The following is a 24,116-nucleotide window of genomic DNA, read 5'->3' as shown; positions in this document are numbered from 1 at the left end:
GCCCAGGAGGCCCGATGTCCCCGCACGCCCTCGGCAGGCGCCGCATCCATCGATCCGTCGCCGCGGGCGTACCGCTCGCGATGCTGGCCGCCTTCGGGGCGGTCGGCGACGCGAACGCACAGGGCGACCCGTCGCTGCCGCGGGTGACGCGCACCGCGACACTCGGAGACATCCCTCTGGGCACGTTCAGCAACACCCTGCTGTCCGGCACGGTGGCCGACGACCGAGGCGTGGACCTCGGTGGGATCGGCAGCGACATCTACCCGGCCGAGCGCAAGGGCGAGTTCTGGACGGTCACCGACCGGGGGCCCAACGGGCAGATCAAGGTGGACGGCACCAAGCGCCGTACGTTTCCGGTGCCAGGCTTCGACCCGGCGATCGTGAAGATCCGGGTGTCCGGTGACACGGTGAAGGTACTGGACGCGATCCCCATCACCACGTCCGCCGGGAAGCCGGTCACCGGGCTGTCCAACCAGGCGGGGCGCGACGAGGCGCCGTACTCCTATGACGCGCAGACCCCGCTCACGTACAACCCGAACGGTGTGGACACCGAGGGCATCGTGCGGTCCGCGGACGGCAGTTTCTGGCTCGTCGACGAGTACGGGCCCTCGCTGATCCATGTCTCCGCGCGCGGGAAGGTCCTCACGCGTTATGTGCCCAAGGGGCTGAACCTGACCGGGGCGGACTACCCCGTGGTCGAGGCGCTGCCCGCCGTCCTGCTGCACCGGAAGATCAATCGCGGCTTCGAAGGGCTCGCCCAACTGCCGGGTGGCGAACTGGTGTTGGCCGTTCAGAGCCCGCTCTCCCTGCCGGACGGCGACGCAGGAGATGCCTCGCGCACGACGCGGCTGCTGCGCTTCTCGCCGAAGAAGCGGGCCGTCACCGCCGAGTACGCCTACCGGTTCGACCCGGTGAACGTGGTCGACCCGAGCGAGGACGACACGTCCGAACTGAAGATCTCCTCCGTGGTGGCCGTCGGCCGTGACCGGCTGCTCGTGGAGGAACGCACGGACAAAGCGGCCCGGGTGCACCTGGTGAAGCTCACACGGAGCGCGGACATACTCGGCGGCCCGTGGGACACCGACACGACGTCTCCCTCCCTGGAACAGCTCGACGATCCGGCGGCCTCCGGCGTCCCGGTGCTGGGCAAGCGCCTGGTCGTGGACCTGGGGACGGTCGCGGGGGTGCCGGGCAAGATCGAGGGCATCGCGCGCGTGGACCACGACACGCTCGCCCTCATCAACGACAACGACTTCGGGATGACCGACGGGACGGGCGCGTTCGACGCACAGGGCCGGCTGGTGGACAGCGGTATCGAGACGACGGTCACGTACGTGCGGCTGCCGCGCGGCATCTGACTTCGGAGCCCTTTTCGTACGGCACGCGTGCGTGAGCTGCGAACGGCGGCCACGCGCGCGTGCCGGTCACGTCAGGGGCTGGGTGAGCTCGTGGGTGCCATCGCCGATGTCCGCGGCCAGGCTGCAGGCGACTTTGTCGATGCCTGTCTCGTAGCCGCCGGGATCCGGGTACTGCACCAGGGTGCCGCGCACGGTGCCCGCGGACTGGTGGGCGGCCTTGCGCTCGAGGGGCGCTTTGCACAGAGCCGACGCGGCAGTCCTGAGAGCGGCGTCCGTCGTGTAACCGCCGTTGAGTTCCGCAACCTTCACGACTTCGGCGTCGTGCGGCGCGCCGCACGACCGCTTGGCCACCTGCCCGGGCCGACCGGCACTGGTGTTGAAACAATCGCCCGTCTTCAGCATGTAGTACGGCACTTCGTCGTTCGCCAGGGTCGGAATGAGCGACTCCAAATCGCTCGGCAGGCTGCTGGGAAAGCCGCTCGGCAGCTCCGAGGGCAACTCCGAGGGGAAGGATGAGGGTAGTTCGGTGGGCAGCTCGGACGGGATGCTCAGCGATGGGGCGGGCGTACCAGGCGTGCCCTGACCGCCACTCTCGGTGGGCGCCTTCTTTTCGGGCGTGTCGCTGCTGCCGCGTGCCATCAGAACCACCGCGACGACGACTCCGAGGGCCACGATCACGGCAAGCACGAGGAACAGGCGGTTGCGGCGCCGTCCTCCACGATGGCCCCCAGGGCCGCCCGGCGACGGGGGCGGCTGCGGTGGCTGCCCGCCACCACCACCCTGCCCGGGCGGCCAATCGCCGCCCCACGACGGGGGATCGTAACCACCGGGAGGGGGGCCATAGCCTCCCGAAGGAGGACCGTAGCCTCCGGGCGGCGGGCCGAAGCCACCGCCGTCTGGCGGCGGCGTGTTTCCCGGCGGCCGGGGCGGCAAGGGCGGTAAGGGCGGCGTGGCCATACCGTCAAGAGTCGCCTCGAACCGGTCATGAGGCGACCCCTGTGCGGAAGTTGATACGGACTCATGCCATGGATCGCACGATTCCGGAAAATTCCAGATAGAGATCGCAGAGATCCCAGAGATCTACGGCAAGAGACGTGGGCCCGAACCCAGCAGGAAACGAGCCGCACGCCTCTTAGCGGCCACGATCAGCCGCGCGCGCCGAGCAGGTGGTCCATGGCGAGCTGGTCCAGACGCTCGAAGGCCATCCCGCGCGCGGCGGCCGCCTCCGCGTCGAACTCCTCGAAGGCTGCACGGTCCGCGAGCAGCCCCTTCAGGCCGTCCGCCGCGGTGGGCTGCGCCAGCTCGTCGAGCCGGGACGCGCGCAGTGCCTCCAGCACCTCCGGGTCGGCGCGGAAGGCCGTCGCCCGCTCACGCAGGATCAGATAGTTGCGCATGCATCCTGCCGCCGAGGCCCACACCCCGTCGAAGTCCTCGGTCCGCGGAGGCTTGAAGTCGAAGTGCTTCGGCCCCGCGTACCCGGCGGTCTCCAGGAGGTCGACCAGCCAGAACGCGGAGCGCAGATCGCCGGCCCCGAAGCGCAGGTCCTGGTCGTACTTGATGCCGGACTGGCCGTTGAGGTCGATGTGGAAGAGCTTGCCCGCCCACAGGGCCTGCGCGATGCCGTGCGGGAAGTTCAGCCCGGCCATCTGCTCGTGACCGACCTCGGGGTTGACGCCGTACAGCTCGGGGCGCTCCAGCCGCTCGATGAAGGCGAGCGCGTGGCCGACGGTGGGCAGCAGGATGTCGCCGCGCGGCTCGTTCGGCTTCGGCTCGATCGCGAACTTCAGGTCGTAGCCCTGGGAGGTCACGTACTCGCCGAGGAGGTCGAAGGCCTCCTTCATGCGGTCGAGGGCGACACGTACGTCCTTGGCGGCGCCGGACTCGGCGCCTTCACGGCCGCCCCAGGCCACGTACGTCTGCGCGCCCAGCTCGACCGCGAGGTCGATGTTGCGGATCGTCTTGCGCAGCGCGTAGCGGCGCACGTCCCGGTCGTTCGCGGTGAACGCGCCGTCCTTGAAGACGGGGTGCGTGAAGAGGTTGGTGGTGGCCATCGGCACCCGCATGCCGGTCGCGTCCAGGGCCTGGCGGAATCGCTTGATGTGCGACTCACGCTCGCTGTCCGAGGACCCGAAGGGGATCAGGTCGTCGTCGTGGAAGGTCACGCCGTAGGCGCCGAGCTCGGCCAGGCGCTGCACCGACTCGACCGGGTCCAGGGCGGGCCGGGTGGCGTCGCCGAACGGGTCCCTTCCCTGCCAGCCGACGGTCCACAGGCCGAAGGTGAACCTGTCCTCGGGGGTGGGCTGGTAGTTCATGCCGCGGCTCCTTGCTAGCTCCGACTATTTCGTCATGGCGCTTTACAAATTAGTATGCGAAGGCGTCTCTGGGAAGAGACGAAGTACGAAACCTGGGCCGTGCCGGTCCGGGGAGCCCCCCAACCAGGACAGATCCCGCGGAGCCGCGGAAGAGGGAGAGCCCGATGTCAGCAGCCGAGGGTCCGCTCGTCGTCGGGGTGGACACATCCACCCAGTCCACCAAGGCCCTGGTCGTCGACGCATCGACCGGACGGGTGGTGGCAAGCGGGCAGGCCCCGCATACCGTCTCCACGGGGGCGGGCCGCGAGAGCGACCCGCGGCAGTGGTGGGACGCGCTCCGCGAGGCGCTGCACCAGTGCGGGGACGCGGCCCACGAGGCCGCGGCCGTGTCGATCGGCGGTCAGCAGCACGGGCTCGTCACACTCGACGCCCAGGGCAACCCCGTACGCCCGGCCCTGCTGTGGAACGACGTGCGCTCGGCGCCGCAGGCGCGTCGGCTGGGCAAGGAGCTGGGCGGCCCGAAGGTCTGGGCCGAGCGGACCGGTCTTGTGCCGGGCACGTCCTTCACGGTCACAAAGTGGGCTTGGCTGGCCGAGAACGAACCGGACGCCGTCCGCGCCACCGCTGCCGTTCGGCTACCCCACGACTACCTCACCGAACGCCTCACGGGAGAGGGCACGACCGACCGCGGCGATGCCTCCGGCACCGGCTGGTGGGCATCCGGGACCGAGCGCTACGACGACGAGATCCTCGCCCACGTCGGCCTCGACCCGGCCCTGCTCCCCCGTGTCGTCCGGCCCGGCGAGGTGGCCGGCACCGTGCACGCCCGCGATGAGCTGCCCTTCTCCAAGGGCACGCTGGTCGCCGCCGGCACCGGCGACAACGCGGCCGCCGCCCTCGGCCTAGGGCTGCGCCCCGGCACCGCGGTGCTGAGCCTCGGCACCTCCGGCACGGTGTACGCCGTCTCGACGCGACGCCCCGCCGACCCGACCGGCACCGTGGCGGGCTTCGCCGACGCGCGCGGCGACTGGCTTCCGTTGGCCTGCACGCTGAACTGCACGCTCGCCGTCGACCGCGTCGCAGCGCTGCTGGGCCTGGACCGAGAGGCCGTCGAACCCGGCACGGGCGTGACCCTGCTCCCCTACCTGGACGGCGAGCGCACCCCGGACCTGCCGCACGCCTCCGGGCTGCTGCATGGTCTGAGGCACGACACGACGGGCGGGCAGTTGCTGCAGGCGGCGTACGACGGCGCGGTTCACTCACTGCTGGGCGCCCTCGATCTGGTGCTCGACGTGGACGCCGACCGCTCCGCTCCGCTGCTGCTGATCGGCGGCGGCGCCCGGGGAACGGCCTGGCAGCAGACCGTACGTCGACTGTCGGGGCGTCCGGTTCAGGTGCCCGAGGCCAAAGAACTCGTCGCGCTGGGCGCCGCCGCGCAGGCCGCGGGCCTGCTGACCGGCGAGGACCCGGCCGCGGTCGCGCGTCGCTGGGACACGGCCCGCGGGCCCGTGCTCGACGCCGTGGACCGGGACGAGGAGACGCTCGCGAGGATCACCGGGGTACTCTCCGACGCAGCCCCGCTGCTGGAGCGGGAGCCGAAGAGGAACTGACCGGCGCTGACGGGACAGCCCCGAGGGGACCGGCCGGACGAGGACTGACGGAGGCATGACCGCACCGCTGCACGAGGCCCATCCGACCGGTTCCGGCCGTCGGCTGCCCGACACCCAACAGGGCATGCGCCGCCGCAACCTCTCCCGCGTCATGCACACCGTGAACGCGGAGGGACCGCTGTCGCGTGCCGCCGTCGCCTCACGCATAGGTCTGACGCGAGCGGCCATCTCGACGCTGGTGGACGAGCTGATCCGCTCGGGGCTCCTCGAAGAGCTGGGCCCCGAGCGGCCCGGCCGGGTGGGACGGCCGGGCTCGGCACTCGCCGTCAGCGGGCGCGGTCCCGCCGGTATCGGCGCGGAGGTGGGCGTCGACCATCTCGCCGTGTGCGCCGTCGATCTGCGCGGTGCGGTGCGGGGGCGGGCGGTGCGACACGGCACGAACCGCGGTCGGCCGCCGGGGCCGGTAATCGAGGAGCTGACCACGCTGGTGCGTCAGGTCATCGCCGAGGCCGAGCGTGAAGGGCTCTGGCCGGCGGGCCTCGCGATCGCCGTGCCCGGTCTGGTGGCACGCGACGCCCGGACCGTGGTCCGCGCCCCCAACCTCGACTGGCACGACACGGACCTCGGCGCGCTGCTCCCCGGAGAGCTTCCCCTGACCGTGGACAACGAGGCGAACTTCGGCGGCCTCGCGGAACTCTGGCTCGGCGATGCGACGCCGCCCGACTTCCTGCATGTGTCGGCGGAGATCGGCATCGGTGCGGCGGTGCTCGTGGACGGGCGGCTGCTGCGCGGAACGCGCGGTTTCGCGGGCGAGTTGGGGCATGTGCCGGTACGTCCGGAGGGGCCGGAGTGCCCGTGCGGCGGACGCGGATGCCTCGAGCAGTACGCGGGCGAGGAGGCCGTCCTGCGCAGGGCCGGTCTGGAGCCGGGCGAGGACCGCGTCGGACTGCTGGCCGAGCGCGCCGCCGAGGGTGACGCGGAGGTACGACGTGCCCTGCGCGACGCCGGAACCGCGCTCGGCATCGCACTGACCGGGGCGGTCAATCTGCTCGACCCGCAGGCCGTCGTACTGGGTGGAGCACTGTCTGGCCTCTCGCCGTGGCTGCTTCCGTCGCTGGAAAGCGAGTTGGCGCGGCGTACGGCCGGTCCTGCCTGCACCGTGTCCGTCTCGAAGCTGGGGCCGGAGGGGCCGCTGTTGGGTGCGGCGCACTCGGTGGTGCGTGCGGTGCTCGACGATCCGTCGGCGGTCGCGGGGCGGTCGTAGCGGACCGTCGGCACGGCATTCGGGGCGCTCTCTCGCCCTCACGGGTGACCGAGTTGTCCACAGTCCTCGGTTTGTCCACCAACGCACGCCCTGCTTCTCCTGCCCAACCGGCAAGCGTCGTACCGTAATTCACGCGAGGCGCAGCCGTCGACCGACGGCTGGGATCCGGGCGGATCGGGGGTTCACATGGTGGGGTGGGGAGTCTGGATGATGGCCGAGATCGTGGTACTGATCGTCCTGATGCGCCGCCACCCCGGGCGCATAGCCGCGACCGCCCGTGTCCACCTCGACGAGACCTCATACCCCGACCTTCGGCAGAGCGGAGCCGTGCAACCATGAGTGACCCCCGGATCCTGACCGTGCGCCCCGAGCCGGGCGAGTACGCCTGGACGTTCGGCGGCGTGCCGCCCGTGGCGCGCATCGCGCCGGGCACGGTCCTCGATCTGTACACGGAGGACTGCTTCGCCGGGCGGGTGCGCTCCGAGAAGGACCTGGTGTCCGAGGTGTGCGAGTTCCCGTTCCTCAATCCGCAGACGGGCCCCTTCCACGTGGAGGGCGCGGAGCCGGGCGATACGGTCGCGGTGCACTTCGTGTCGATCGAGCCGGCCCGCGACTGGGCGGCGTCGACGACGGTCCCGCTGTTCGGCGCGCTCACCTCCACACACACCACGGCCACGCTCCAGCCGCCGCTGCCGGAGACGGTGTGGATCTGGCAGCTCGACCGGGAGCGGCGCACGGCCCTGTTCCACGCGCGGGACAGTGATATCCAGGTCGAACTGCCCATGGATCCGATGCACGGCACCGTGGGTGTGGCGCCGGCGAATCTGGAGGTGCGCTCCGCGCTGGTGCCGGACGCGCACGGCGGGAACATGGACACTCCGGAGATGCGGGCCGGCGTCACCTGTTTCCTCGGAGTGAATGTCGAGGGGGCCCTGCTGAGCCTCGGTGACGGACATGCGCGGCAGGGTGAGGGCGAGACCTGTGGAGTGGCCGTCGAGTGCGCGATGAACACGGTGGTGATCGTCGAGCTGCTCAAGGGGGTCGCCACACCTTGGCCTCGCATCGAGTCCGACACGCACATCATCTCGACCGGCTCGGCACGCCCGTTGGAGGACGCGTTCCGTATATCCCAACTCGATCTGGTGCAGTGGTTGGTGCGCGACTACGGGTTCAGCGAACTGGACGCCTACCAGTTCGCGACCCAGACGGTCGAGTCGCCGCTCGCCAACGTCTGCGACACCAACTACACCTGCGTCGCCAAGCTCCGCAAGGAATGGCTGCCCCCGCGCGAGACACATCGCGGTCTGCACGCACGGCTGCGCGAGACAGCCGCGGCACTCCGCCGCTGAGAAGGCGACGCTCCGACTCCCGGTCCGGCACGTTCCGCCCCCGCCAAGTCCGGAACATCAACCGTCAACCCACTCTCAACCCACCACTGTCGAAAGGCAGATACTCCATGGAACGCGCCAGATCGTTCCCGAGTCGGCGACGGCTGCTCAAGGGCACCGCCCTCGCCGCCCTCCCCTATGCGTTACTTCCCGGCCCACAAGCCACGGCAGGGACCACGGCCGTCGACTATCCGCTCGCCGAATGGGCACCGGCGAGCACCTCCAACTACACGGCGTCCAGCCGGCCGACGGCCTACCCGCTCGACTGCATCATCATTCACGTCACGCAGGAGAACTACCCCGACACCGTTTCGATCTTCCAGAACCCCAAGAAGGCTGTGTCCGCGCACTACCTCGTACGATCGGCCGACGGACATGTCGCGCAGTGCGTCAGGGAACACGACATCGGCTGGCACGCGGGGAACTGGGACTACAACACCCGCAGCATCGGCATCGAACACGAGGGCTGGGTGGAGGAGCCCGCTTATTTCACCAACGCCCTGTACGAGGAGTCGGCCAAGCTGACCGCCTCGATCTGCACGAAGTACGGCATCCCCAAAGACCGCGCGCACATCATCGGCCACTACGAGGTGCCGGGCACCGACCACACGGATCCGGGGCCCAACTGGGACTGGACCCGCTACATAAGGCTCGTCAACTTCGCCTGAGCGGAAGACCGCCGCCACAGAGCTTGTCCGGACCCGCACCGGAAGTGACGATGGTCCCCAGCCGGCATCTCCTTCCGGGAGGTTCAGTTGACCGACACGTGGGTGGCACTGGAACCGGGGGCCGATCCCGCCGAGCGGGTGCGGACACTGCGCCGCGCCCACGAGGCGTTCATCGCGGCGGGCACGGTGCCGCGACCGGTGCGCTCCGTGGTGGCCGATTCATGGCGGCGTTCGGCGCGGGCCGGTGTCGTGCCGGACGGGACCGCGAGGGTGGAGATCACGGACGACGACCTCGGCTCCTACCGGGCGGAGCATCCACTGGCACAGGTGATGCCGCTCTTCCGTGAGCTCATGGGGACGTTCGCGGCGGACGGCGAACACCTCCTGGCGGTGTGCGACGCGCAAAGCAGGCTGCTGTGGGTCGAGGGAGATCCGGCGACCCGGCGGCAGGCCGGGCGGATGAACTTCGTGCCGGGCGCGAGGTGGTCGGAGACGTCGGTCGGCACGAACGCGCCGGGGACGGCGGTCGCCGTCGACCGGCCTGTGCAGGTGTTCGCAGCCGAGCACTTCATCCGCCGGGTCCAGCCCTGGACGTGCGCGGCGGCGCCGGTCCATGATCCGCGCACCGGGCGGGTGCTCGGCGCGGTGGACATCACCGGCGGCGACGGGCTCGCCCATCCCCACAGCCTCGGTTTCGTCCAGGCGGTGGCGCGTGCCGCCGAGTCCCAGTTGGCGTTGCTCGCACCGGTGACCACGACGGCCGACGCGGTCGAGCTGCGTGCGTTGGGCCGCGACGAGGCCGAACTGCTCATGGATGGGCGGAAGGCCAGGCTCAGCCGCAGGCACAGCGAGATCCTGGTGTTGCTGGCCGCGCACCCGGAGGGACTGTCGGGCGACGAATTGCTGTGCGCGCTGTACGAGGACGAGTTGGTGACGCCGGTGACGATTCGGGCCGAACTGACCCGCCTGCGGCGCCTCCTCGGCCCGGGCCTGCTGGGCTCGCGCCCCTACCGGTTCACGGCGCCGGTCGAGTCCGACGTCGCTGTCGTGGAGCGGCGGCTCGGCACGGGCGCGGTCACGGCGGCCGCGGCGGCGTACGTCGGTCCGCTGTTGCCGGGTTCACAGGCCCCGGCGGTGGTGCGGCTGCGGCGTCGGCTCGCCGACGGGCTGCGTACGGCGCTCATCGCGCGCCGCGATCCCGACCTGCTGACGGATTGGGCGCACTCCTCGTGGGGCGAGGACGACCTCGACGTATGGAGGGCGCTGGCCGCGGTGCGCCCGACGGCGGCGGTGCGGGCGCGCCTGGACGAGCTGGAGTCCGAGCAAGCCGCACCTTTGGGCTGGACCCATCCGACGCCCTGGAGGCGGGGCCGAATGCCCGTGCCCGCAACGTCGTTGCAACGTCCCCGCTCCTAGCCTCGCGGCGAGAGCTGCCCAACGGCGGGCAGCGCTTCTCCGGGAGGCAGACCAGCATGACCCGTTACGCGGCGCCCGGCACCGAGGGCGCGATCGTCTCCTACCAGGCGCGTTACGACCACTTCATCGGCGGCGAGTACGTGCCGCCGGCTCGCGGGCAGTACTTCGAGAACCCGAGTCCGGTGAACGGGCAGCCGTTCACGGAGGTCGCGCGGGGCACCGCCGAGGACGTGGAGCGCGCGCTGGACGCGGCCCACGCGGCGGCGCCCGGCTGGGGCCGCACCTCAGCCACCGCGCGCGGCGACATCCTGCTCAAGATCGCCGACCGGATGGAGGCGAACCTGGAGAAGCTGGCCGTCGCCGAGAGCTGGGAGAACGGCAAGCCGATACGTGAGACGCTGGCCGCCGACATGCCGCTCGCCATCGACCACTTCCGCTACTTCGCGGGGGCGATCCGCGCCCAGGAGGGATCGCTCGGCGAGGTCGACGACGACACCGTGGCGTACCACTTCCACGAGCCGCTGGGCGTCGTCGCACAGATCATTCCGTGGAACTTCCCCCTCCTGATGGCGGTCTGGAAGCTCGCGCCGGCACTGGCAGCGGGGAACGCGGTCGTCATCAAGCCCGCCGAGCAGACCCCGGCGTCCATCCACTACTGGATGAGCCTTGTCGCGGATCTGCTGCCGCCCGGCGTCGTCAATATCGTCAACGGCTTCGGCGAAGAGGCGGGCAAGCCGCTCGCGTCCAGCCCGCGCGTGGCGAAGGTGGCGTTCACGGGTGAGACCTCGACGGGGCGGCTGATCATGCAGTACGCCTCGGAGAACCTCAAGCCGGTCACGCTGGAACTCGGTGGCAAGTCCCCGAACATCTTCTTCGACGACGTCTGGGCCGCGGACGACGACTTCCGGGACAAGGCGCTCGAAGGCTTCACCATGTTCGCGCTCAACCAGGGCGAGGTGTGCACGTGTCCGTCGCGGGGGCTCGTCCAGCGCGGCCGCTACGGGGAGTTCCTGGAGGCGGCGGTCGCCCGCACCGAGCTGATCAAGCCGGGCCATCCGCTCGACACCGACACGATGATCGGCGCACAGGCCTCCACCGACCAACTGGAGAAGATCCTCTCCTACCTCGACATCGGCCGACAGGAGGGCGCCAGGATCCTCACCGGCGGTGAACGCATCGATTACGACGGGGAGTTGAAGGGAGGCTACTACGTCCAGCCGACGATCTTCGAGGGCGACAACCGGATGCGCGTCTTCCAGGAGGAGATCTTCGGCCCGGTCGTCTCGGTCACGTCGTTCGACGACTTCAACGACGCCATCAAGATCGCCAACGACACACCGTACGGCCTCGGCGCCGGCGTATGGACGCGCGACATCAACACCGCCTACCGCGCGGGCCGTTCGATCCAGGCCGGCCGAGTGTGGACGAACTGCTACCACGCGTACCCCGCGCACGCCGCGTTCGGCGGCTACAAGCAGTCCGGCATCGGCCGCGAGACGCACAAGATGATGCTGGAGCACTACCAGCAGACCAAGAACCTGCTGGTGTCGTATTCGCCGAAGAAGCTGGGCTTCTTCTAGGCGCACGAAAAAAGGCGCCTGACCTGGGTTTTCACCCGTCAGGCGCCTTTCGCTCAGCCTGCTCTCGACCGAGCCCGGCTTGCGCGCTAACTCCCAGTTCCTCCCACAGCTGTACCCCTCCTGACCAGTGCTTCCGGACCAGTCACGGACCAAACCCCCGGTTCAGTCCTCGGGTGCTTCACCTTGGCTGACGCGCTGCCACTCGTTCATGGACTTCTCGATGAGGCGGTTCGCCTGCTCTCCAAGGCCGTCGAGGAACTTGGCGTAGTGGCGGAAGAGAACCTCGATGCTCTGGCCGGCGCGGCGGGCGCATTCGGCCGGGTCCACTCCGGAGTAGAGCCAGAACGAGATCCCGGCGTGCCGGAGATCGTAAGGTCGCTTGGCCAGGCGAGAAGTGCGCTCAGTACGAGTCAGGGCGTGCTCCCGGGCCCGCGCCCACGTGATGCCGTAGGCGGCAGCGTCCACGTAGTTGCCAGCCTGGTTCCGGAAGAGTCGGCCGTCAGGTGCCACATCGAACCGCTTCACATGGGCACGCAGCATGCGTACGAATTGCGGCGGGATGGGAACAGGCCGCGTCGCGTTTGCCGCGCGACGTTTGAGCGAGTGCACCTCGTGCACCTCACCGTCGTCGGCTCCTGGTCGCTGCGCAGCAACAACCAGGCCAACGCCACCATCCGGTCCATTGAGGAGCCGGCAGGCACGCTGTTCTTCGGGCACCGCGCGAACGAGTGCACCTGGGTCGCCGAGCCGGCCTCGCCGCAGACGGAAGATACGGCCGCCCCGGCGGCGCCGGAGCCGATCCGGATCACCGCCCGCGAGGCCGGCGTCCTGCAGACCTTCCCCGCCGACTATCCCTGGGCCGGGAACAAGGGCCAGGTTTTCGGCCAGATCGGCAACGCGGTCCCCCCGTTGCTCGCCGGCCACCTCCTCGCCCCGCACCTCGGCGTCACCCTCAACGCCGCCGACTTCACCCTGGCAGCCTGATGCCCCGCACCCCCGAGCCCGACGAGGACGACTACCTCGACACCGTTTCTCCGCCGCACCCGGTGTTCCACGTCGAGCAGGCCCTCCTCGGTGCCCTCCTTCTCGATCCGCACCGTCTCGGCGACGTGACCGGGGTCGCCGTCGGCTCGTTCTCCACCGCCGCGCACGCCGCCCTGTTCGCCGCAATCAACACGCTGCCCCCGCCCGACCCGGCCGAGCACGCGAAGAACACCAAGTGGCTCGACCAGGTACTGGTCACGGCCCCGTGAGCAGGCACGCGGACTGACCGCCTCCTACCTGCACACCCTGATCCAGGTCTGCCCCTGGCCCCGCCACGCGCCGGCGTACGCGCGGATGGTCGAGGCCGAGCACGCCCGCCGCCGTCTGCGGGCCGCCGCCGAGCATCTCGTCCAGACCGTCCACGATGTCTCCCTCCCGCACCCCGTCCAGACGGTGCTCGCCGAGACCGACGTACTCGCCGCGGTCGTGGACGACATCGCAGCACGCTTCCCGCCGCGCGCCGGCGTCCTGCCCCGCACCCCGGCGCCACCGCCGGCCCCCTCAGCCGACTTCGCCGAGGCGGTCGAGGAGGAGCAACTGCTGCTCGCGACTGCCACCGCCCACCCCGCGGACATCGAGTCGGTCCGGTGGCTGGTCCCCGAGGACTTCGCCCAGCCCCTGCACGCCGGACTGTGGCAGTGCCTCTCCACCCTCGCTCGCCGCCACGAGCCCGTCGACCCCGTCACCGTTCTGTGGGAAGCACAGCAGCGCGTTCTGCTGGACGACGGCAGCAAACCGGGCGAGGTGCTCCGCCTTCTCGCTGAACCGGCCGGTTCCGTGGAGCACTGGGGCGAGCGCACCCTGCAGCGTTCCCTCCTGGCCACCGCCGATCACGCCGGCCGCCGCATCGAGGCGTACGCCTGCGACCCGGCGAACACACCGTTCCAACTCGTCGTCGGCGCCCGCCGGGCCCTCGCCGACCTCGGCGCCATCCGGACTCGCTGGCAGCACGCCACCGGACGGGTCCCACCGCAGCGACCGCGCCCCGCGCTGGCCCGCCGACCACCACGGCCGACCGCACCGCCCGAGCAACCCGATAACGCCCCGAGTACGCCGGTGGCCGGACCCGAAGGTCCGGCCACCGGCAGAAGAGATCACACCCAACGTGCCCCCACGCCCTCCATCGACGCCCACGTCCGTCTCGATACCCACCCCACCCATCCCAGCGCCGTGACCGCCGTCCTGACCGGCTCCCAGGCCCACATCCCCCACGTGGGTCTGGAGGCAGCCGACTGGACCGTCGTGGCCAAGAACGTCTTGGTGCTGGTCCGCATCGATCACGAGGAGCCGTACTGGGCCGAGAAAGCAGCCCAGCACCTGGCGGCTGACGGGATCGCCGTCGAGATCACTCCCCGGCTCCGGGAAGCCATGGACGAGGAATGGACCTGGGCCAACTTTCCCTGTCAAGTTCTTCTGTTCAGCTCTGCAGGTTGCCGTGGGAGCCGGAACGGGACGCTCAACCTCACCCCACCCGGCCAAGCCCCTACCGCCCGGCTTGATCTGGAACCCCGCCTCCTGTTCGCTCCCACGGCCAACTGATCAAGGTCCGGGCAGTAAGGCAGCCCGGGCGCGGACCGGGCCGGCCCGCCGTTTCCGGGTGCCCACTGCATCGCGTCCCTGGGCCGTTTAAGGATTGGCTGCAGCCGCAGATTGCCCGCCTTTACTCTGTGACGGACGCGGGCCGGTCACACAAGCCCTTTGCTCCGCAGGTACGCTCCCGAGCGCGCTGCAGCCGCGGCGGCCTCTGCGGCCCGGTCCGCGGCGTCTTCGTCGAGGCGATCGCCACTGGTCAGCAGGCGGTAGTAGAGGGGGGCGGAGATAGCACGGATCACCTCATGGGTGTCGGTACCCTCGGGCACCTCGCCCCGGTCGATGGCCTGCTGGACGCAGGGTGCCCACTCCTTGACGCGGATGTCGTAGAAGTGGTGCAGGGCCTCGGCCGTCTTCGGCTCGCAGGTGGCGGCCGCGATCACCGCCTTGAACAGCGCCCCCTGCCGCGGATCGGCCAAGGTGCGCTGCACGAGCCGGGCGTTGGCCTTGAGGTCGCCGAGCAGCGAGCCGGTCTCGGTACGCGGCAGTGACTGCTCGGCCATGTCCATTAGCAGGTCGGCCACCAAGCTGGTCACCGTTCCCCAGCGGCGGTAGACGGTCGTCTTGCCCACCTCGGCACGACGCGCGATGTCGGCGAGGTCCAAGTGGGCAAAGCCCCGCTCGGCCAGGGAGTCCCCAGCCGCTTGAAGCACAGCCGCCCGCACCCGCGCCGTGCGCCCTCCCGGCCGCACGGTTCCCGGCTCCGCACCATCCGAATCCATAACGGGACTCCAGTTTCGTTAATCACTTACACCTGCTACCTTGAGGGCAACACTAACGGAACTCCAGGACCGTTAGATATGCCGACTGGGCAGTTGAGGAGTGGCCATGGAATACAAGCGGCTGGGTGCATCCGGGCTCAAGGTCCCCGCGCTGAGCTTCGGCGCGGGCACCTTCGGCGGCCAAGGACCGCTGTTCGGCGCCTGGGGCAACACCGATGCGCGAGAAGCACGCCGCCTCGTGGACATCTGTCTGGACGCCGGGGTCACGATGTTCGACACCGCCGACGTCTACTCCGGCGGCGCGTCCGAGGAGGTGCTGGGAGAAGCGATCAAAGGCCGCAGGGACCAGGTGATCGTATCCACCAAGACCAGCCTGCCGATGGGCGACGGCCCAGGTGATGCGGGCTCCTCCCGGTCGCGCCTGATCACCGCATGCGAGGACGCGCTGCGCCGGCTCGGCACCGACTACATCGACCTGTTCCAGCTGCACGCCTTTGACGCCGGCACACCAATCGAGGAAGTCCTGTCCACGCTCGACGATCTCGTTCGAGCAGGAAAGGTCCGCTACCTGGGAGTCTCCAACTTCTCCGGCTGGCAGGTGATGAAGTCCCTCGCCATCGCGGAGCGGTACGGCCACCCGCGCTACGTCGCCCATCAGGTCTACTACTCCCTCATCAGCCGCGACTACGAATGGGACCTGATGCCCCTCGGACTCGATCAGGGCCTCGGGGCACTCGTCTGGAGCCCGCTCGGCTGGGGACGGCTCACCGGCAAAGTCCGCCGCCACCAGCCGCTACCCGCCAGCAGCCGGCTCCACCACACCGCCGACTACGGCCCGCCGATCGAGGACGAGCACCTCTACCGCGTGGTCGACGCCCTCGACGAGATCGCGCAGGAGACCGGAAAAGCCATTCCGCAAATCGCCATCAACTGGCTGCTGCAGCGACCGACTGTCTCCTCCGTCATCATCGGCGCCCGCAACGAGGAGCAACTCCGTCAGAACCTCGGTGCCATCGGCTGGACGCTCACGCCCGACCAGATGGCGAAACTCAACGCGGCGAGCAGCAAGGCAGCGCCCTACCCACACTTCCCCTATCAGCGCCAGGAAGGCTTCGCCCGCCTCGCCCCGCCCGTGGGTGACCTCACACCGCCGACTGCTGCCTGACATCGGAGTCAAGCAGCTGGAGCGGACAAACGTGCGTCCCGGGTGCGGGCCGACGGGTGCGACGTCGCCCAGCGCCTGCCCGAACCTGGGACAGCTGCGTTGAAGACGCCTCGCTCCCGATATCCGCCAACGCGACCACAGACGGCGACAGCGATGCCTCACACACCGAGGAATGGGCGACAGGCGATTACGCGAGATCGCCAGTTCCGCCCCTGGGAACGGGCGGGCCGCGCCGTCGCGAACGACCGGCGCGGCCACTTCTCGCTCAATGGTCAGGTGGTGGGCGGACGGAGCTGAACGACGTTGCCGGGGGCTGGGGTGGTGGGCTCTGATCTGGTGTCCGTCCGGTGGATCAGAACGGCGCTCGCGAGGGTGAGGTTGGTAACCAGTCGGCGGAGCTCTTCGATCTCGGCTTTCTGGTTCGCGACGGTCTTCTTGAGTTTGGTGACGGTTTCCCGGAGTCGTTTCTCGGTTTCCGGGATTCCCTGGGTCTCTTTGCGGACCCGTTCGTAGAACTCGTTCTTCAGATCAGCGTGTCGCTTCATGAGGGCCATGCGGTGGACGCCGGCTTCAGCGGCCAGGGCAACGATGGTGAGGCTGCCGTTGGAGGCAGTGGCATGCCCGGCAAGGAGCCGGTCCATGGCCGCGCGGATGCGGACGCGCTCGTCCTGGTGCTGTTGGGTCATGCCAGTGCCTCAGCGGACTCAGCGGTGGCGTCGTGGGTGTCGACTGCGGCCCGGAGCTGGGCGGCGTTCGCTTTCAAGCGCTTGGCGACCGGCCCTGGTGCATGGGCGGCGAGGCTGTCGAGCTCGGTGGCTCGTTGCCGCAGCTTGTGTGCGTGGGTGTCGGTGCGGACGGTGTTGCCGCAGCCGGGGCGGCAGTCGTACTGCTCTTGGAGCGGTTGCGCCCGGGTCGGGTTCGCAGAGTGCGTTGTCCCGCTTGAACGCGCAGATCAAAAACGCGTCGGGGTTGTCATGGAGCGCGACGCCGTCGCGGGCGAGGAAGGCGGCGGCCTTGCGCGCGAACGTCCCGGGGACGATGCGGCCCTCGAAGCGGGGTGTCTGTGCGGCGGCGGACAGAGCCCGGCGGGCGGCGGGGCCGGAGATCTTCTCGCCGGCCGCGGCGCGGTCCCGGAGCCGGGAGGCGGTGTCGGCTGCCGCCAGGGCGGTCTCGATGTCGAGGACGCCGTGATTCCGTGGCGGCTGCGGGAGCCGTAGCCGCTGGACGTGCGGGCATCCAGGATCGTGCGCATGTGCCCGTACTGAATGGCGAGCGCGATCAGTCCACCGGGGCGGCGGGCTATGTGCCAGGCCAGAGTCCGTCTGAACCGGCTCGTGCCGATCGCGCCGTGCGGGTCCTCGGGGATGGTCTGCCTTGGCAGACCTTGCCTTTCGGCTTCCTGGTTCGCCCAGGCCACGAACTCCTCGATCCGCCTGTTCAGGGTGATGTTCTTCAGCGCGCCGGGAAAGCCGTGGAAGGCGGGGATGTCGTGATGTGCGGAGCTGAGGAGGAGCTCTCCCTCCGGGACCATGCGTTCCAGGACTCGAATGGCGCGGACGACGGGTGTGATGGCGACCCAGGGGACTTCGCGTACTTCGCCGGCGGAGACGTGGTTGCCGTCCTCGTCGGTCACGGTCTTGTAGTGGCGGCTGCGGATCAGATGCCGCCCCGGGTCCCCGGCGGAGTCGGGCTCGGGGGCAGGGCAGGGCAGCACGTCTCGCCCGGCCGCCACCGTCGTGGCAGCACCCTGGACGCCCACCACGCCTACCTGTCCCGCCGCATTGCCGAGACCCGCGGGCGGATCCCGCTCACCGCGCTCCACCGTGAACTCGCCGAACGCGGGTGGCAGGGCAGCTACTCCACCCTGCGCGACTGGGCCCGCCACCGCCTTGACCAGCCACGACGCACCCCTCAGCCGCCACCGGCCCCGCCCAGCGTCCGAAAGGCCACCGGCTGGCTCACTCACCGCCCCAGCTCCCTCACCGAGGACGAACACCAGCAGCTCAAGGCGATCCTCGACATCTGCCCCGAACTGGCCACCGCTCACGACCTGGTGCGCGACTTCGGCGACATGATCACCCCAGCAGACCGGCACCCTGCGCCCGCCTGGATCGACGAAACCCTGGCGGCCGAATTGCCTGGACTGAGCGGCTTCGCCCGCGGCCTGAACAACGACCTCGACGCGGTCACCGCCGGGCTCACCCTGCGCTGGAGCTCTGGCGGCACCGAGGGCGCCGTGAACCGCATCAAGAAGATCAAGAGGCAGCTCTACGGGCGTGCCGAATTCGAACTCTTACGGAAGATGATCCTGCTGGCGTGACCCACCGTCACGACTCCCCGTGACCGCTGCCAGACCCCACTGAACGCCGCCCTAGCCAGTGCAGGACGTCGATCAGGACGGCAACTGCACGTCCGGGATTGAGATTCGCCAGCATCTCGGCCGCTTCGACCCGCTCAAGAGGGTGGAAGCTGCTCACCATCCGCGCGAGCTGTTCCTCGGTGGCTGGCGGTCGAACTTGGCGAGGTCGCTTACTCGGTTGGCCAGACCGGCTCCCGAGAACCCCAGCGTGCGGAGTCTTATTAGGCCGACCTGCGTGCGTGCCACTGTGGGGTCGAGCCGGGCATGCAGTTCCAGGGTGCGAGGTCTCACAGGGCCGTAGGGGTCCGACCTGCTGTTCAGCGCCTCTATGGCCAGGCGTTTGTCGAACTCGGACAGGTGCTCCGCGGCTGCGGCCACGTCTTCATCCCACAGCAGCGAAATCCGTCGTGACCAGGGGTGGCGCCACGTACTGGGGCACATCCACACAGTCTCCAAGAGGCCGTCCACGGGCCACCGGGACCACCCGAAGAACTTCGGCTTGTGCGCGAGCCAGGCCAGCAGCTGCGTCCCGTGCTGCCGGTCGAGGTGGATCAAGGCCAGCGCGGCTACGATGCGTTCGGCACCGGTGGCGGTCGCGTCGCGCGCCCAGGCCGTCAACGCTGACGCGGGATCCCCGCATTCAGACTTGGCCAGGGCCAGGACCGGCTGGGGGTTGAGCGTGTGCAGGCTCATGGCCGCGTGCAGAGGCGTCTGTTGTGCCGAGGTGCCGGTGGGGTCCAGCTGCGCTTGTGCCAGCTTGTAGCGCAGCCGATGCCAGGCGGGCTGGCTGAGATCACCGACCAGCGTCCCCAGCGCTTCCTGCGCCGCTGGGAGACTGACCGTTGCCAGCACGTGGGCGGCTGCGATGCGGGAGCCGACGGCGGTGAGGGGGTCGGCCACGACTGGGTAGATGAAGGCTTCGTTTCCGTGCACTTGCCTCCAACGGACGACGTGCCTGGACAGCATCGGCCCGTCCAGTACGAAGGATGTCAGCAGGGGGATAGCCCGGACGCTGCCCTGGCGAGCCAGTGCTTCGGCCGCTGCCAAGCGCCGGTGCAGCGCCTGGTTGCGGTCGAAGGTGATCGCCTCCAGGAGTTTCAGCCCTTCGGCGCGGTCGTGTACGGCGATGGCCTCCGCGGCCCAGCTGCGGCCATCGCGCAGTGCGATGCGGCGCAGCCGCCGGAGTGCCAGAGACCGGGTGGATGCCGACAGCACGTCGCCGTCGGCCAAGAACAGGGCGACCAGGCCAGCTCCGATGCTGGGCCCCATCAGCCGAAGCCAGCGCAGCAACCTTCGGCCGCGTCTGGCCAGCCTGTCTGATACGTCGTCGGAGGGGCTGGTCCAGGGCGGGTTGAACAGTCCTCGTACCAGCCTTCGCGTGTCTTGTCCTTGCCGGGCCCATGCCGCGAAAAGGAACCGCAGGAAACTCTGATCATATGGCTGACCGTGCAGCGTTGAGGAGCGCCAGTCGAGCGGGCTGAGCTCCCGGGCCATGGCAGCTGCTGCGGCCCGCGTCGTCGGAGGGGCGGAGCGAGCCAGCGCGAAGGCGGCGAGGAACTCCTGCAGCGTGTGGTGCAGAAATGCCAGATCACTGCCCGACTCGGTCATGAGACCGCTCGAACTCAGCAACTCCCGCAGGATGTCGCGCCATTCGCCCCGGTCGAAGTGGTGCGGACGCAGCTCGGTGGTGTGCGCCTCCGCCAAATCGACAATGGCATCCTGTGATCGGTTGTGCCGTTGCAACGCGATGGATTCCAGGAGCCCGCGGACTTCTTCCACCAGCCGATTCACGGAAGCTCTGGCACCTGCTCCCCGCCCCTCCACACGCTGCTGCAGCTGTAGGAGAGCCGGCGTCGGACGGCGGAACATAGTGTCGAGCAGGTACTGTACAAACCGCTCATATAGTTCGCTGCGACTGTGGGGCAGGCCGCTTTGCGGATCCTCGGCATACAACAGGATGAGCATGGTGGCCAGAAGCGGGATATGGGCGAGATGCCCGGCCTCGCTTCGCGCGAGCGCCGCAATGAACTGATCGGCCCGGCTGTCCGGGCTTGCTTCCCCCAGCTGCACGAACCAGCGAGCGGCGAAGACCGGCAAGGTCTCTTCAGCGAGCGGCTGGATCTCGTAGACGGCCGCGTTGAGGCGGCGCAGTTCGGTGAGGTCCTGATCCGGCAGCGGACGCGTCAGGACCAACAGGCGGTGGCTCCGCTCGGGGGTAGACCACAGGGCAGTCACCATCGCCAGCAGAGCCCGGCGCAGCTGCTGGTCAAGTACTTCGTCCAGGCCGTCGACGAGCACCAGCCACGGCGTACCCGCCAGCGCAGGGGCACCGAAGAAGTCCGCCGGCAGAGAACGCCGCAGTGAGAACCGGGGATTGCTCTGCATGGCAGAGGCGAGCCGTTCCGCAACGCTGCCACCACCCACCAGCGCGGCAGCCGTCACGTACACAGGCACGACGTCAGGCGGATCCTCGCTGCCGAGCCACTGCTCGGCAAGTTCGGCGGTCAGATGACGTGCCAGACTCGACTTCCCCGCCCCGGGACCGCCGATGATCAGAGCGCTGTCGTCCCGCTGTACGACGGCTGCGGCTGGCAACGCGGCCTCCTGGCCCCCGTGTGCAGCCGTAACGTGCTGGTTGACGTACACGTTGGTCAGCGGGGGCGGACTCACACCAGGCAGCCGCACTGAATAGGGCAGGTCATCGGCCAGGGCGCGAGCCGCCCGCAGATAGTCCCGCAGCGCAGGGCCGGCATAACGCCAACCTCCTTGACGCAGTTGGTTGTCGTCGAGCAGGGACAGCCACGGCTGACGATAGCCGGTGACCAACTCGGGCTTGTCGAGGAAGGGAAAGGCAGCCCAGATGTCGTTTACGGGCACGAGGCGTGCTCCCGGCATGCCCTTCTGGAGCCCATAGGCCAGCCGCAGGACACCGCAGACCCCACCGGTACGCCAGCTGAGGACCGGTGCACCGCTGAATCCAGGGCCGGCTCTGCCCTGCGCCACATGGTGCAACGTCACCGTGCCGGAGGACACGTCTCCCGCAGCCGAGCGCGATGACGGCCCCTCAGCCCGGAACGACACCGATTCCCCTGCCCGGTAGCTGCCCTGCGGATGACCGAATCCCCACAGCTCGTCTCCGGGCACGATGTCTGACGCCAGACACACCGCTGGGTGCTCGAACCCTTCCGGCACCGTCAACAGCGCCAGATCGGGCCCATTGCCCGAGCCCTTCGGGCGATACCACTGCGGATCAGCGAACAGACTCAGGTCTCGACTGCCGCACCGTCCCGCTACCCAGTCTCCAGGACGCACCACGTGCGCACAGGTCACGACCAGCCCTGGCGCAACAAAGAAACCACTACCCACTGAGCCGTCCGGCGCCGTCAGCGCCAGCACGGCATCGGGAAGTGCGGATACCAGCCGCGACCTCGTCCCGTCCACCCGCCAATCTTGCCCCGAACCAGCCAGCAGGGACCTACCATCAGCCGAAATAGGGGTAGTTGACGAGAGGGCAGCGCATAGTGGACGGACAGATCTCGACTCCGATTCCGGTGGCAATGCCGGACGGCAGCATGCTCTACGTCAGGGGCGAGCACCTCGGACCAGCGCAAGTGCCCGGTACAGACGACGATGAACAAGAGATCGCGGGCCGACGGCCGTCTCTGGAGCAGATGGGAGCCGCTCTCAGCGGCTTCACTCGCCAGGTTGGCGAGGCTCTTAAAACGGCAGCCCCCACGCGCTACACCCTTGAGTTCGAGTGCGAGTTCGGCTTTGAGGCTGGAGGACTCGTAGCGCTGATTGGTAGAGGCACCGGCAAGTCAGCGTTCCGCGTCACGATGGAATGGGACCGAACAACCACGAGTCCGACTGAAGGACCTGACGTCTGTGATGCTGCGCCTGTCTGAACTGACGTTCCGAGCAGGCCTTTTGATCAACGCCACTCGAAGAACCCGCCTGCTGACCCACCCCGCCACCACCCTGGGCGCGGAACGGGGAACACCGGCACCATCCGCACCAGCCTGCTGCTGACCGCCGCCGTGACCGGCGACCAAACCACCGCGCTGAACCTCGCCGACGAAGCCGACCAGAGCGCCCAACGCCTGCCCGCTGGCCCCCAGCAGTGCGCGCTGTACCGCATCGGCATCCGCAACGCCCTCGGCACCCCGGCCGAAGGCATCAGCTACGCCGACTCGATCACCCCCGCACAACTGCCCACCGCCGAACGCAGGGTGCGCTTCTGCACTGACGCCGTTCGTATGTGGCACCAACTCGACAATCCAAGGGCGACCTACGCCGCACTGCGCGGCATCAGTCCGGTGACGGGGTGCACGGGGAAACATGGCGCTGACCTGGTCATTCCTCCGTCGTGTGCAGGCCAGCCCGGTCCCGCCTCGGGCAACGCAGTGCGGACGGCGGACTCCAGCGCGGTCAGTGTCTTCGGCCGCGACTTGCCGGAGCTCCGCCGTGAACAGACGCGGTCCGCGAGGGAACGCCCCCCAGACGCGCCGCGGCCGCCTCGGCGTCGATGAGGGCCTGGGCCCCTCTCAGGCGGTGAAGCGGCTCTGGATGTCCGGGCGCTCGGCGAGGTGCTGGGGATAGCCAGGGCCGAGGCGTGGGTGGGTGTCGTCGGCTGTCATCGGTTCCTTGCAGGAGGCGCAAACGACCTCGGCGTCGCTCTGGTGACCGCAGCGGTCGTGGTGGAAGACCACCGGCGGTCCCTGCTCGCCGCTGAGCCAGCGGTTGCCCCAGGTGTTCATGGCAGCCAACACGCCGAAGAAGTCGCGCCCCTTCTCCGTGAGCACGTAGTCGTAGCGCACCGGCTCGTGCTGGTAGGCCTTCTTCTCCATGAGGCCCTCATCGACCAGACGGCGGAGACGGTCGGTCAAGGTGTTGCGAGCGATGCCGAGCTCCTGCTGGAACGCGTCGAACCGCTTGATCCCGTAGAAGGCCTCCCGCAGGACCAGCGGCGTCCACCAGTCCCCGAGCATGTCCATGGTGCGCGCGACTGAGCACGGCCAGTTCGCGAAAGAGGTCCGCCTCATGACCTCAGCATATAGGTCTCACCATAGGACTCAGCATTTCGGACCTGTGGATCCGCAAGCCGAGCGGTGGGTAGCCGCAGGGCTGGTCGCCACCGCGGCGACACGCAACGGGGGTCGTGCTTCCGGTACCCGCGTCGGTGGTCATCCCGCGTGCCCCAGGCCGGGGATGCGGATACCGGACCTTGTGCCGCTTGTCGATGCTGATCAGCACGGTGGTGAGTGGTTCCAGCTTCCGGGCCAGCCGAAGCGCGCCAGCGTCGATGCCATCGCGACCGGTGATCGAGCGCCAGATCGATGGCGACGGTCTTCGCCGGCACGTCGTCGCTGCAGACCAGGACGTCTTCGTGGTCGAGCAGCTCCATCTCGCTCCAGACTGACGGCGGACAGGTGGTTAACGCCCCCACCGGTCGGGCACCGGGCACCATCCATTGCGTCTTCTCGGCAGCGCTGCCATCGCCGACGTTCAGGCTGTAGGGACCCCGCTTGTCGAAGCCGAGCGGGGTCACGCAGCTAACTGATCGTTTCAGAATGAAATGTGTTGTGGGGCTTGGCAGTTGGGTGTTGTGTCGGCAGGATCTGTTGGATGCCTGCTGATCTT

22 protein-coding genes and 2 pseudogenes are annotated in these 24,116 nt (G+C 69.2%); 17 read left to right on the top strand and 7 right to left on the bottom strand.

Translation table 11 applies throughout. From position 1 onward, the window contains the following. Positions 1-14: 14 nt before the first annotated feature. A complete protein-coding gene (locus ACX28W_RS34640; RefSeq protein ID WP_459003968.1) occupies positions 15-1,358 on the top strand; it encodes an esterase-like activity of phytase family protein in 1,344 nt (447 codons plus the stop codon). A 66-nt stretch (positions 1,359-1,424) separates the two neighbouring features. On the opposite strand, the gene ACX28W_RS34635 is transcribed toward ACX28W_RS34640, so the two are convergent. Together ACX28W_RS34635 and xylA are read right to left on the bottom strand one after the other, a co-directional pair. Continuing rightward, complete coding sequence (locus tag ACX28W_RS34635; protein ID WP_459003967.1) at positions 1,425-2,045, bottom strand: hypothetical protein; 621 nt, start codon at positions 2,043-2,045, stop codon at positions 1,425-1,427. Between the two features lie 458 nt (positions 2,046-2,503). Continuing rightward, positions 2,504-3,670: a xylose isomerase gene (xylA, locus tag ACX28W_RS34630; protein ID WP_459003966.1), complete on the bottom strand. Its 1,167-nt coding sequence runs from the start codon at positions 3,668-3,670 to the stop codon at positions 2,504-2,506. Positions 3,671-3,834: 164 nt separating this feature from the next. Here xylA and xylB point away from each other — a divergent pair, with 164 nt between their 5' ends. The 7 genes from xylB (at position 3,835) to exaC (ending at position 11,596) form a co-directional block, all read left to right on the top strand. Continuing rightward, complete coding sequence (xylB, locus tag ACX28W_RS34625; RefSeq protein ID WP_459003965.1) at positions 3,835-5,280, top strand: xylulokinase; 1,446 nt, start codon at positions 3,835-3,837, stop codon at positions 5,278-5,280. Between the two features lie 55 nt (positions 5,281-5,335). Further along, positions 5,336-6,544 (top strand): ROK family protein, encoded by a 1,209-nt coding sequence (locus ACX28W_RS34620; RefSeq protein WP_459003964.1) that lies wholly within the window; start codon positions 5,336-5,338, stop codon positions 6,542-6,544. Positions 6,545-6,751: 207 nt separating this feature from the next. Continuing rightward, positions 6,752-6,883, top strand: a complete 132-nt coding sequence (locus ACX28W_RS34615) for a hypothetical protein (protein ID WP_459003963.1) — start codon at positions 6,752-6,754, stop codon at positions 6,881-6,883. Then, positions 6,880-7,893, top strand: coding sequence for an acetamidase/formamidase family protein (locus ACX28W_RS34610; protein WP_459003962.1), 1,014 nt, complete (start codon positions 6,880-6,882; stop codon positions 7,891-7,893). The genes ACX28W_RS34615 and ACX28W_RS34610 overlap by 4 nt, the downstream gene beginning before the upstream one ends. A 107-nt stretch (positions 7,894-8,000) precedes the next feature. After that, positions 8,001-8,600 (top strand): N-acetylmuramoyl-L-alanine amidase, encoded by a 600-nt coding sequence (locus tag ACX28W_RS34605; RefSeq protein WP_459003961.1) that lies wholly within the window; start codon positions 8,001-8,003, stop codon positions 8,598-8,600. 87 nt (positions 8,601-8,687) lie between these two features. Beyond that, the gene (locus tag ACX28W_RS34600; RefSeq protein WP_459003960.1) at positions 8,688-10,016 is read left to right on the top strand and encodes a GAF domain-containing protein; all 1,329 of its coding nucleotides are present in this window, start codon (positions 8,688-8,690) and stop codon (positions 10,014-10,016) included. Between the two features lie 56 nt (positions 10,017-10,072). Next, entirely contained in the window at positions 10,073-11,596 is a 1,524-nt protein-coding gene (gene exaC / locus ACX28W_RS34595; RefSeq protein ID WP_459003959.1) for an acetaldehyde dehydrogenase ExaC, read from the top strand. A 162-nt stretch (positions 11,597-11,758) separates the two neighbouring features. Here exaC and ACX28W_RS34590 read toward each other — a convergent pair whose 3' ends face one another. Beyond that, positions 11,759-12,214: a hypothetical protein gene (locus tag ACX28W_RS34590; RefSeq protein WP_459003958.1), complete on the bottom strand. Its 456-nt coding sequence runs from the start codon at positions 12,212-12,214 to the stop codon at positions 11,759-11,761. A 15-nt stretch (positions 12,215-12,229) separates the two neighbouring features. Here ACX28W_RS34590 and ACX28W_RS34585 point away from each other — a divergent pair. The 3 genes and pseudogenes from ACX28W_RS34585 to ACX28W_RS34575 all read left to right on the top strand — a co-directional run. Then, positions 12,230-12,580 (top strand): annotated as a pseudogene (locus tag ACX28W_RS34585) (DNA cytosine methyltransferase); the annotation flags it as partial. Beyond that, positions 12,580-13,680 (top strand): annotated as a pseudogene (locus ACX28W_RS34580) (DnaB-like helicase N-terminal domain-containing protein). The pseudogenes ACX28W_RS34585 and ACX28W_RS34580, both read left to right, overlap by 1 nt. Before the next feature lie 130 nt (positions 13,681-13,810). After that, positions 13,811-14,179 (top strand): hypothetical protein, encoded by a 369-nt coding sequence (locus ACX28W_RS34575; protein ID WP_459003957.1) that lies wholly within the window; start codon positions 13,811-13,813, stop codon positions 14,177-14,179. A 146-nt stretch (positions 14,180-14,325) separates the two neighbouring features. On the opposite strand, the gene ACX28W_RS34570 is transcribed toward ACX28W_RS34575, so the two are convergent. Then, complete coding sequence (locus ACX28W_RS34570) at positions 14,326-14,952, bottom strand: TetR/AcrR family transcriptional regulator (protein WP_459003956.1); 627 nt, start codon at positions 14,950-14,952, stop codon at positions 14,326-14,328. Positions 14,953-15,058: 106 nt separating this feature from the next. Here ACX28W_RS34570 and ACX28W_RS34565 point away from each other — a divergent pair, with 106 nt between their 5' ends. Next, positions 15,059-16,117, top strand: coding sequence for an aldo/keto reductase (locus tag ACX28W_RS34565; RefSeq protein ID WP_459003955.1), 1,059 nt, complete (start codon positions 15,059-15,061; stop codon positions 16,115-16,117). A gap of 272 nt (positions 16,118-16,389) precedes the next feature. Here ACX28W_RS34565 and ACX28W_RS34560 read toward each other — a convergent pair whose 3' ends face one another. Continuing rightward, the gene (locus ACX28W_RS34560; protein ID WP_459003954.1) at positions 16,390-16,803 is read right to left on the bottom strand and encodes a hypothetical protein; all 414 of its coding nucleotides are present in this window, start codon (positions 16,801-16,803) and stop codon (positions 16,390-16,392) included. A gap of 288 nt (positions 16,804-17,091) precedes the next feature. Here ACX28W_RS34560 and ACX28W_RS34555 point away from each other — a divergent pair, with 288 nt between their 5' ends. Together ACX28W_RS34555 and ACX28W_RS34550 are read left to right on the top strand one after the other, a co-directional pair. Then, on the top strand, positions 17,092-17,334 hold the full coding sequence (locus ACX28W_RS34555; RefSeq protein WP_459003953.1) for a hypothetical protein: 243 nt from the start codon (positions 17,092-17,094) through the stop codon (positions 17,332-17,334). A gap of 275 nt (positions 17,335-17,609) precedes the next feature. After that, positions 17,610-18,437, top strand: coding sequence for an ISL3 family transposase (locus ACX28W_RS34550; protein ID WP_459003952.1), 828 nt, complete (start codon positions 17,610-17,612; stop codon positions 18,435-18,437). A 153-nt stretch (positions 18,438-18,590) separates the two neighbouring features. On the opposite strand, the gene ACX28W_RS34545 is transcribed toward ACX28W_RS34550, so the two are convergent. After that, entirely contained in the window at positions 18,591-21,917 is a 3,327-nt protein-coding gene (locus ACX28W_RS34545) for a trypsin-like peptidase domain-containing protein (protein ID WP_459003951.1), read from the bottom strand. Positions 21,918-22,033: 116 nt separating this feature from the next. Between ACX28W_RS34545 and ACX28W_RS34540 the strand changes: the two genes are divergently transcribed. Together ACX28W_RS34540 and ACX28W_RS34535 are read left to right on the top strand one after the other, a co-directional pair. Continuing rightward, positions 22,034-22,381 carry a CU044_2847 family protein gene (locus ACX28W_RS34540; RefSeq protein ID WP_459003998.1) on the top strand — a complete coding sequence of 116 codons (348 nt, stop codon included), beginning with the start codon at positions 22,034-22,036 and terminating at the stop codon, positions 22,379-22,381. A 132-nt stretch (positions 22,382-22,513) separates the two neighbouring features. After that, the gene (locus tag ACX28W_RS34535) at positions 22,514-23,005 is read left to right on the top strand and encodes a hypothetical protein (protein WP_459003950.1); all 492 of its coding nucleotides are present in this window, start codon (positions 22,514-22,516) and stop codon (positions 23,003-23,005) included. Positions 23,006-23,020: 15 nt separating this feature from the next. Here the strand turns inward: ACX28W_RS34535 and ACX28W_RS34530 are convergent, their stop codons facing one another. Further along, a complete protein-coding gene (locus ACX28W_RS34530) occupies positions 23,021-23,518 on the bottom strand; it encodes a winged helix-turn-helix transcriptional regulator (RefSeq protein WP_054228522.1) in 498 nt (165 codons plus the stop codon). Positions 23,519-23,709: 191 nt separating this feature from the next. On the opposite strand from ACX28W_RS34530, the gene ACX28W_RS34525 reads away from it, so the two are divergent. Next, positions 23,710-23,895, top strand: a complete 186-nt coding sequence (locus ACX28W_RS34525; RefSeq protein WP_459003949.1) for a hypothetical protein — start codon at positions 23,710-23,712, stop codon at positions 23,893-23,895. The last annotated feature ends 221 nt before the right edge of the window (positions 23,896-24,116 follow it).

Source organism: Streptomyces sp. SD15, from assembly GCF_054462255.1.
This window is presented reverse-complemented; position numbering and strand designations above follow the sequence as displayed.

Bases quoted from the DNA above. Each gene is read 5' to 3' on its own strand.
- ACX28W_RS34640 (WP_459003968.1), top strand. From the start codon at position 15: ATGTCCCCGCACGCCCTCGGCAGGCGCCGCATCCATCGATCCGTCGCC.
- xylA (WP_459003966.1), bottom strand. From the start codon at position 3,670: ATGAACTACCAGCCCACCCCCGAGGACAGGTTCACCTTCGGCCTGTGG.
- xylB (WP_459003965.1), top strand. From the start codon at position 3,835: ATGTCAGCAGCCGAGGGTCCGCTCGTCGTCGGGGTGGACACATCCACC.
- ACX28W_RS34620 (WP_459003964.1), top strand. From the start codon at position 5,336: ATGACCGCACCGCTGCACGAGGCCCATCCGACCGGTTCCGGCCGTCGG.
- ACX28W_RS34615 (WP_459003963.1), top strand. From the start codon at position 6,752: ATGATGGCCGAGATCGTGGTACTGATCGTCCTGATGCGCCGCCACCCC.
- ACX28W_RS34610 (WP_459003962.1), top strand. From the start codon at position 6,880: ATGAGTGACCCCCGGATCCTGACCGTGCGCCCCGAGCCGGGCGAGTAC.
- ACX28W_RS34605 (WP_459003961.1), top strand. From the start codon at position 8,001: ATGGAACGCGCCAGATCGTTCCCGAGTCGGCGACGGCTGCTCAAGGGC.
- exaC (WP_459003959.1), top strand. From the start codon at position 10,073: ATGACCCGTTACGCGGCGCCCGGCACCGAGGGCGCGATCGTCTCCTAC.
- ACX28W_RS34570 (WP_459003956.1), bottom strand. From the start codon at position 14,952: ATGGATTCGGATGGTGCGGAGCCGGGAACCGTGCGGCCGGGAGGGCGC.
- ACX28W_RS34565 (WP_459003955.1), top strand. From the start codon at position 15,059: ATGGAATACAAGCGGCTGGGTGCATCCGGGCTCAAGGTCCCCGCGCTG.
- ACX28W_RS34560 (WP_459003954.1), bottom strand. From the start codon at position 16,803: ATGACCCAACAGCACCAGGACGAGCGCGTCCGCATCCGCGCGGCCATG.
- ACX28W_RS34555 (WP_459003953.1), top strand. From the start codon at position 17,092: ATGGAGCGCGACGCCGTCGCGGGCGAGGAAGGCGGCGGCCTTGCGCGC.
- ACX28W_RS34550 (WP_459003952.1), top strand. From the start codon at position 17,610: ATGTGCGGAGCTGAGGAGGAGCTCTCCCTCCGGGACCATGCGTTCCAG.
- ACX28W_RS34540 (WP_459003998.1), top strand. From the start codon at position 22,034: ATGCCGGACGGCAGCATGCTCTACGTCAGGGGCGAGCACCTCGGACCA.
- ACX28W_RS34530 (WP_054228522.1), bottom strand. From the start codon at position 23,518: ATGAGGCGGACCTCTTTCGCGAACTGGCCGTGCTCAGTCGCGCGCACC.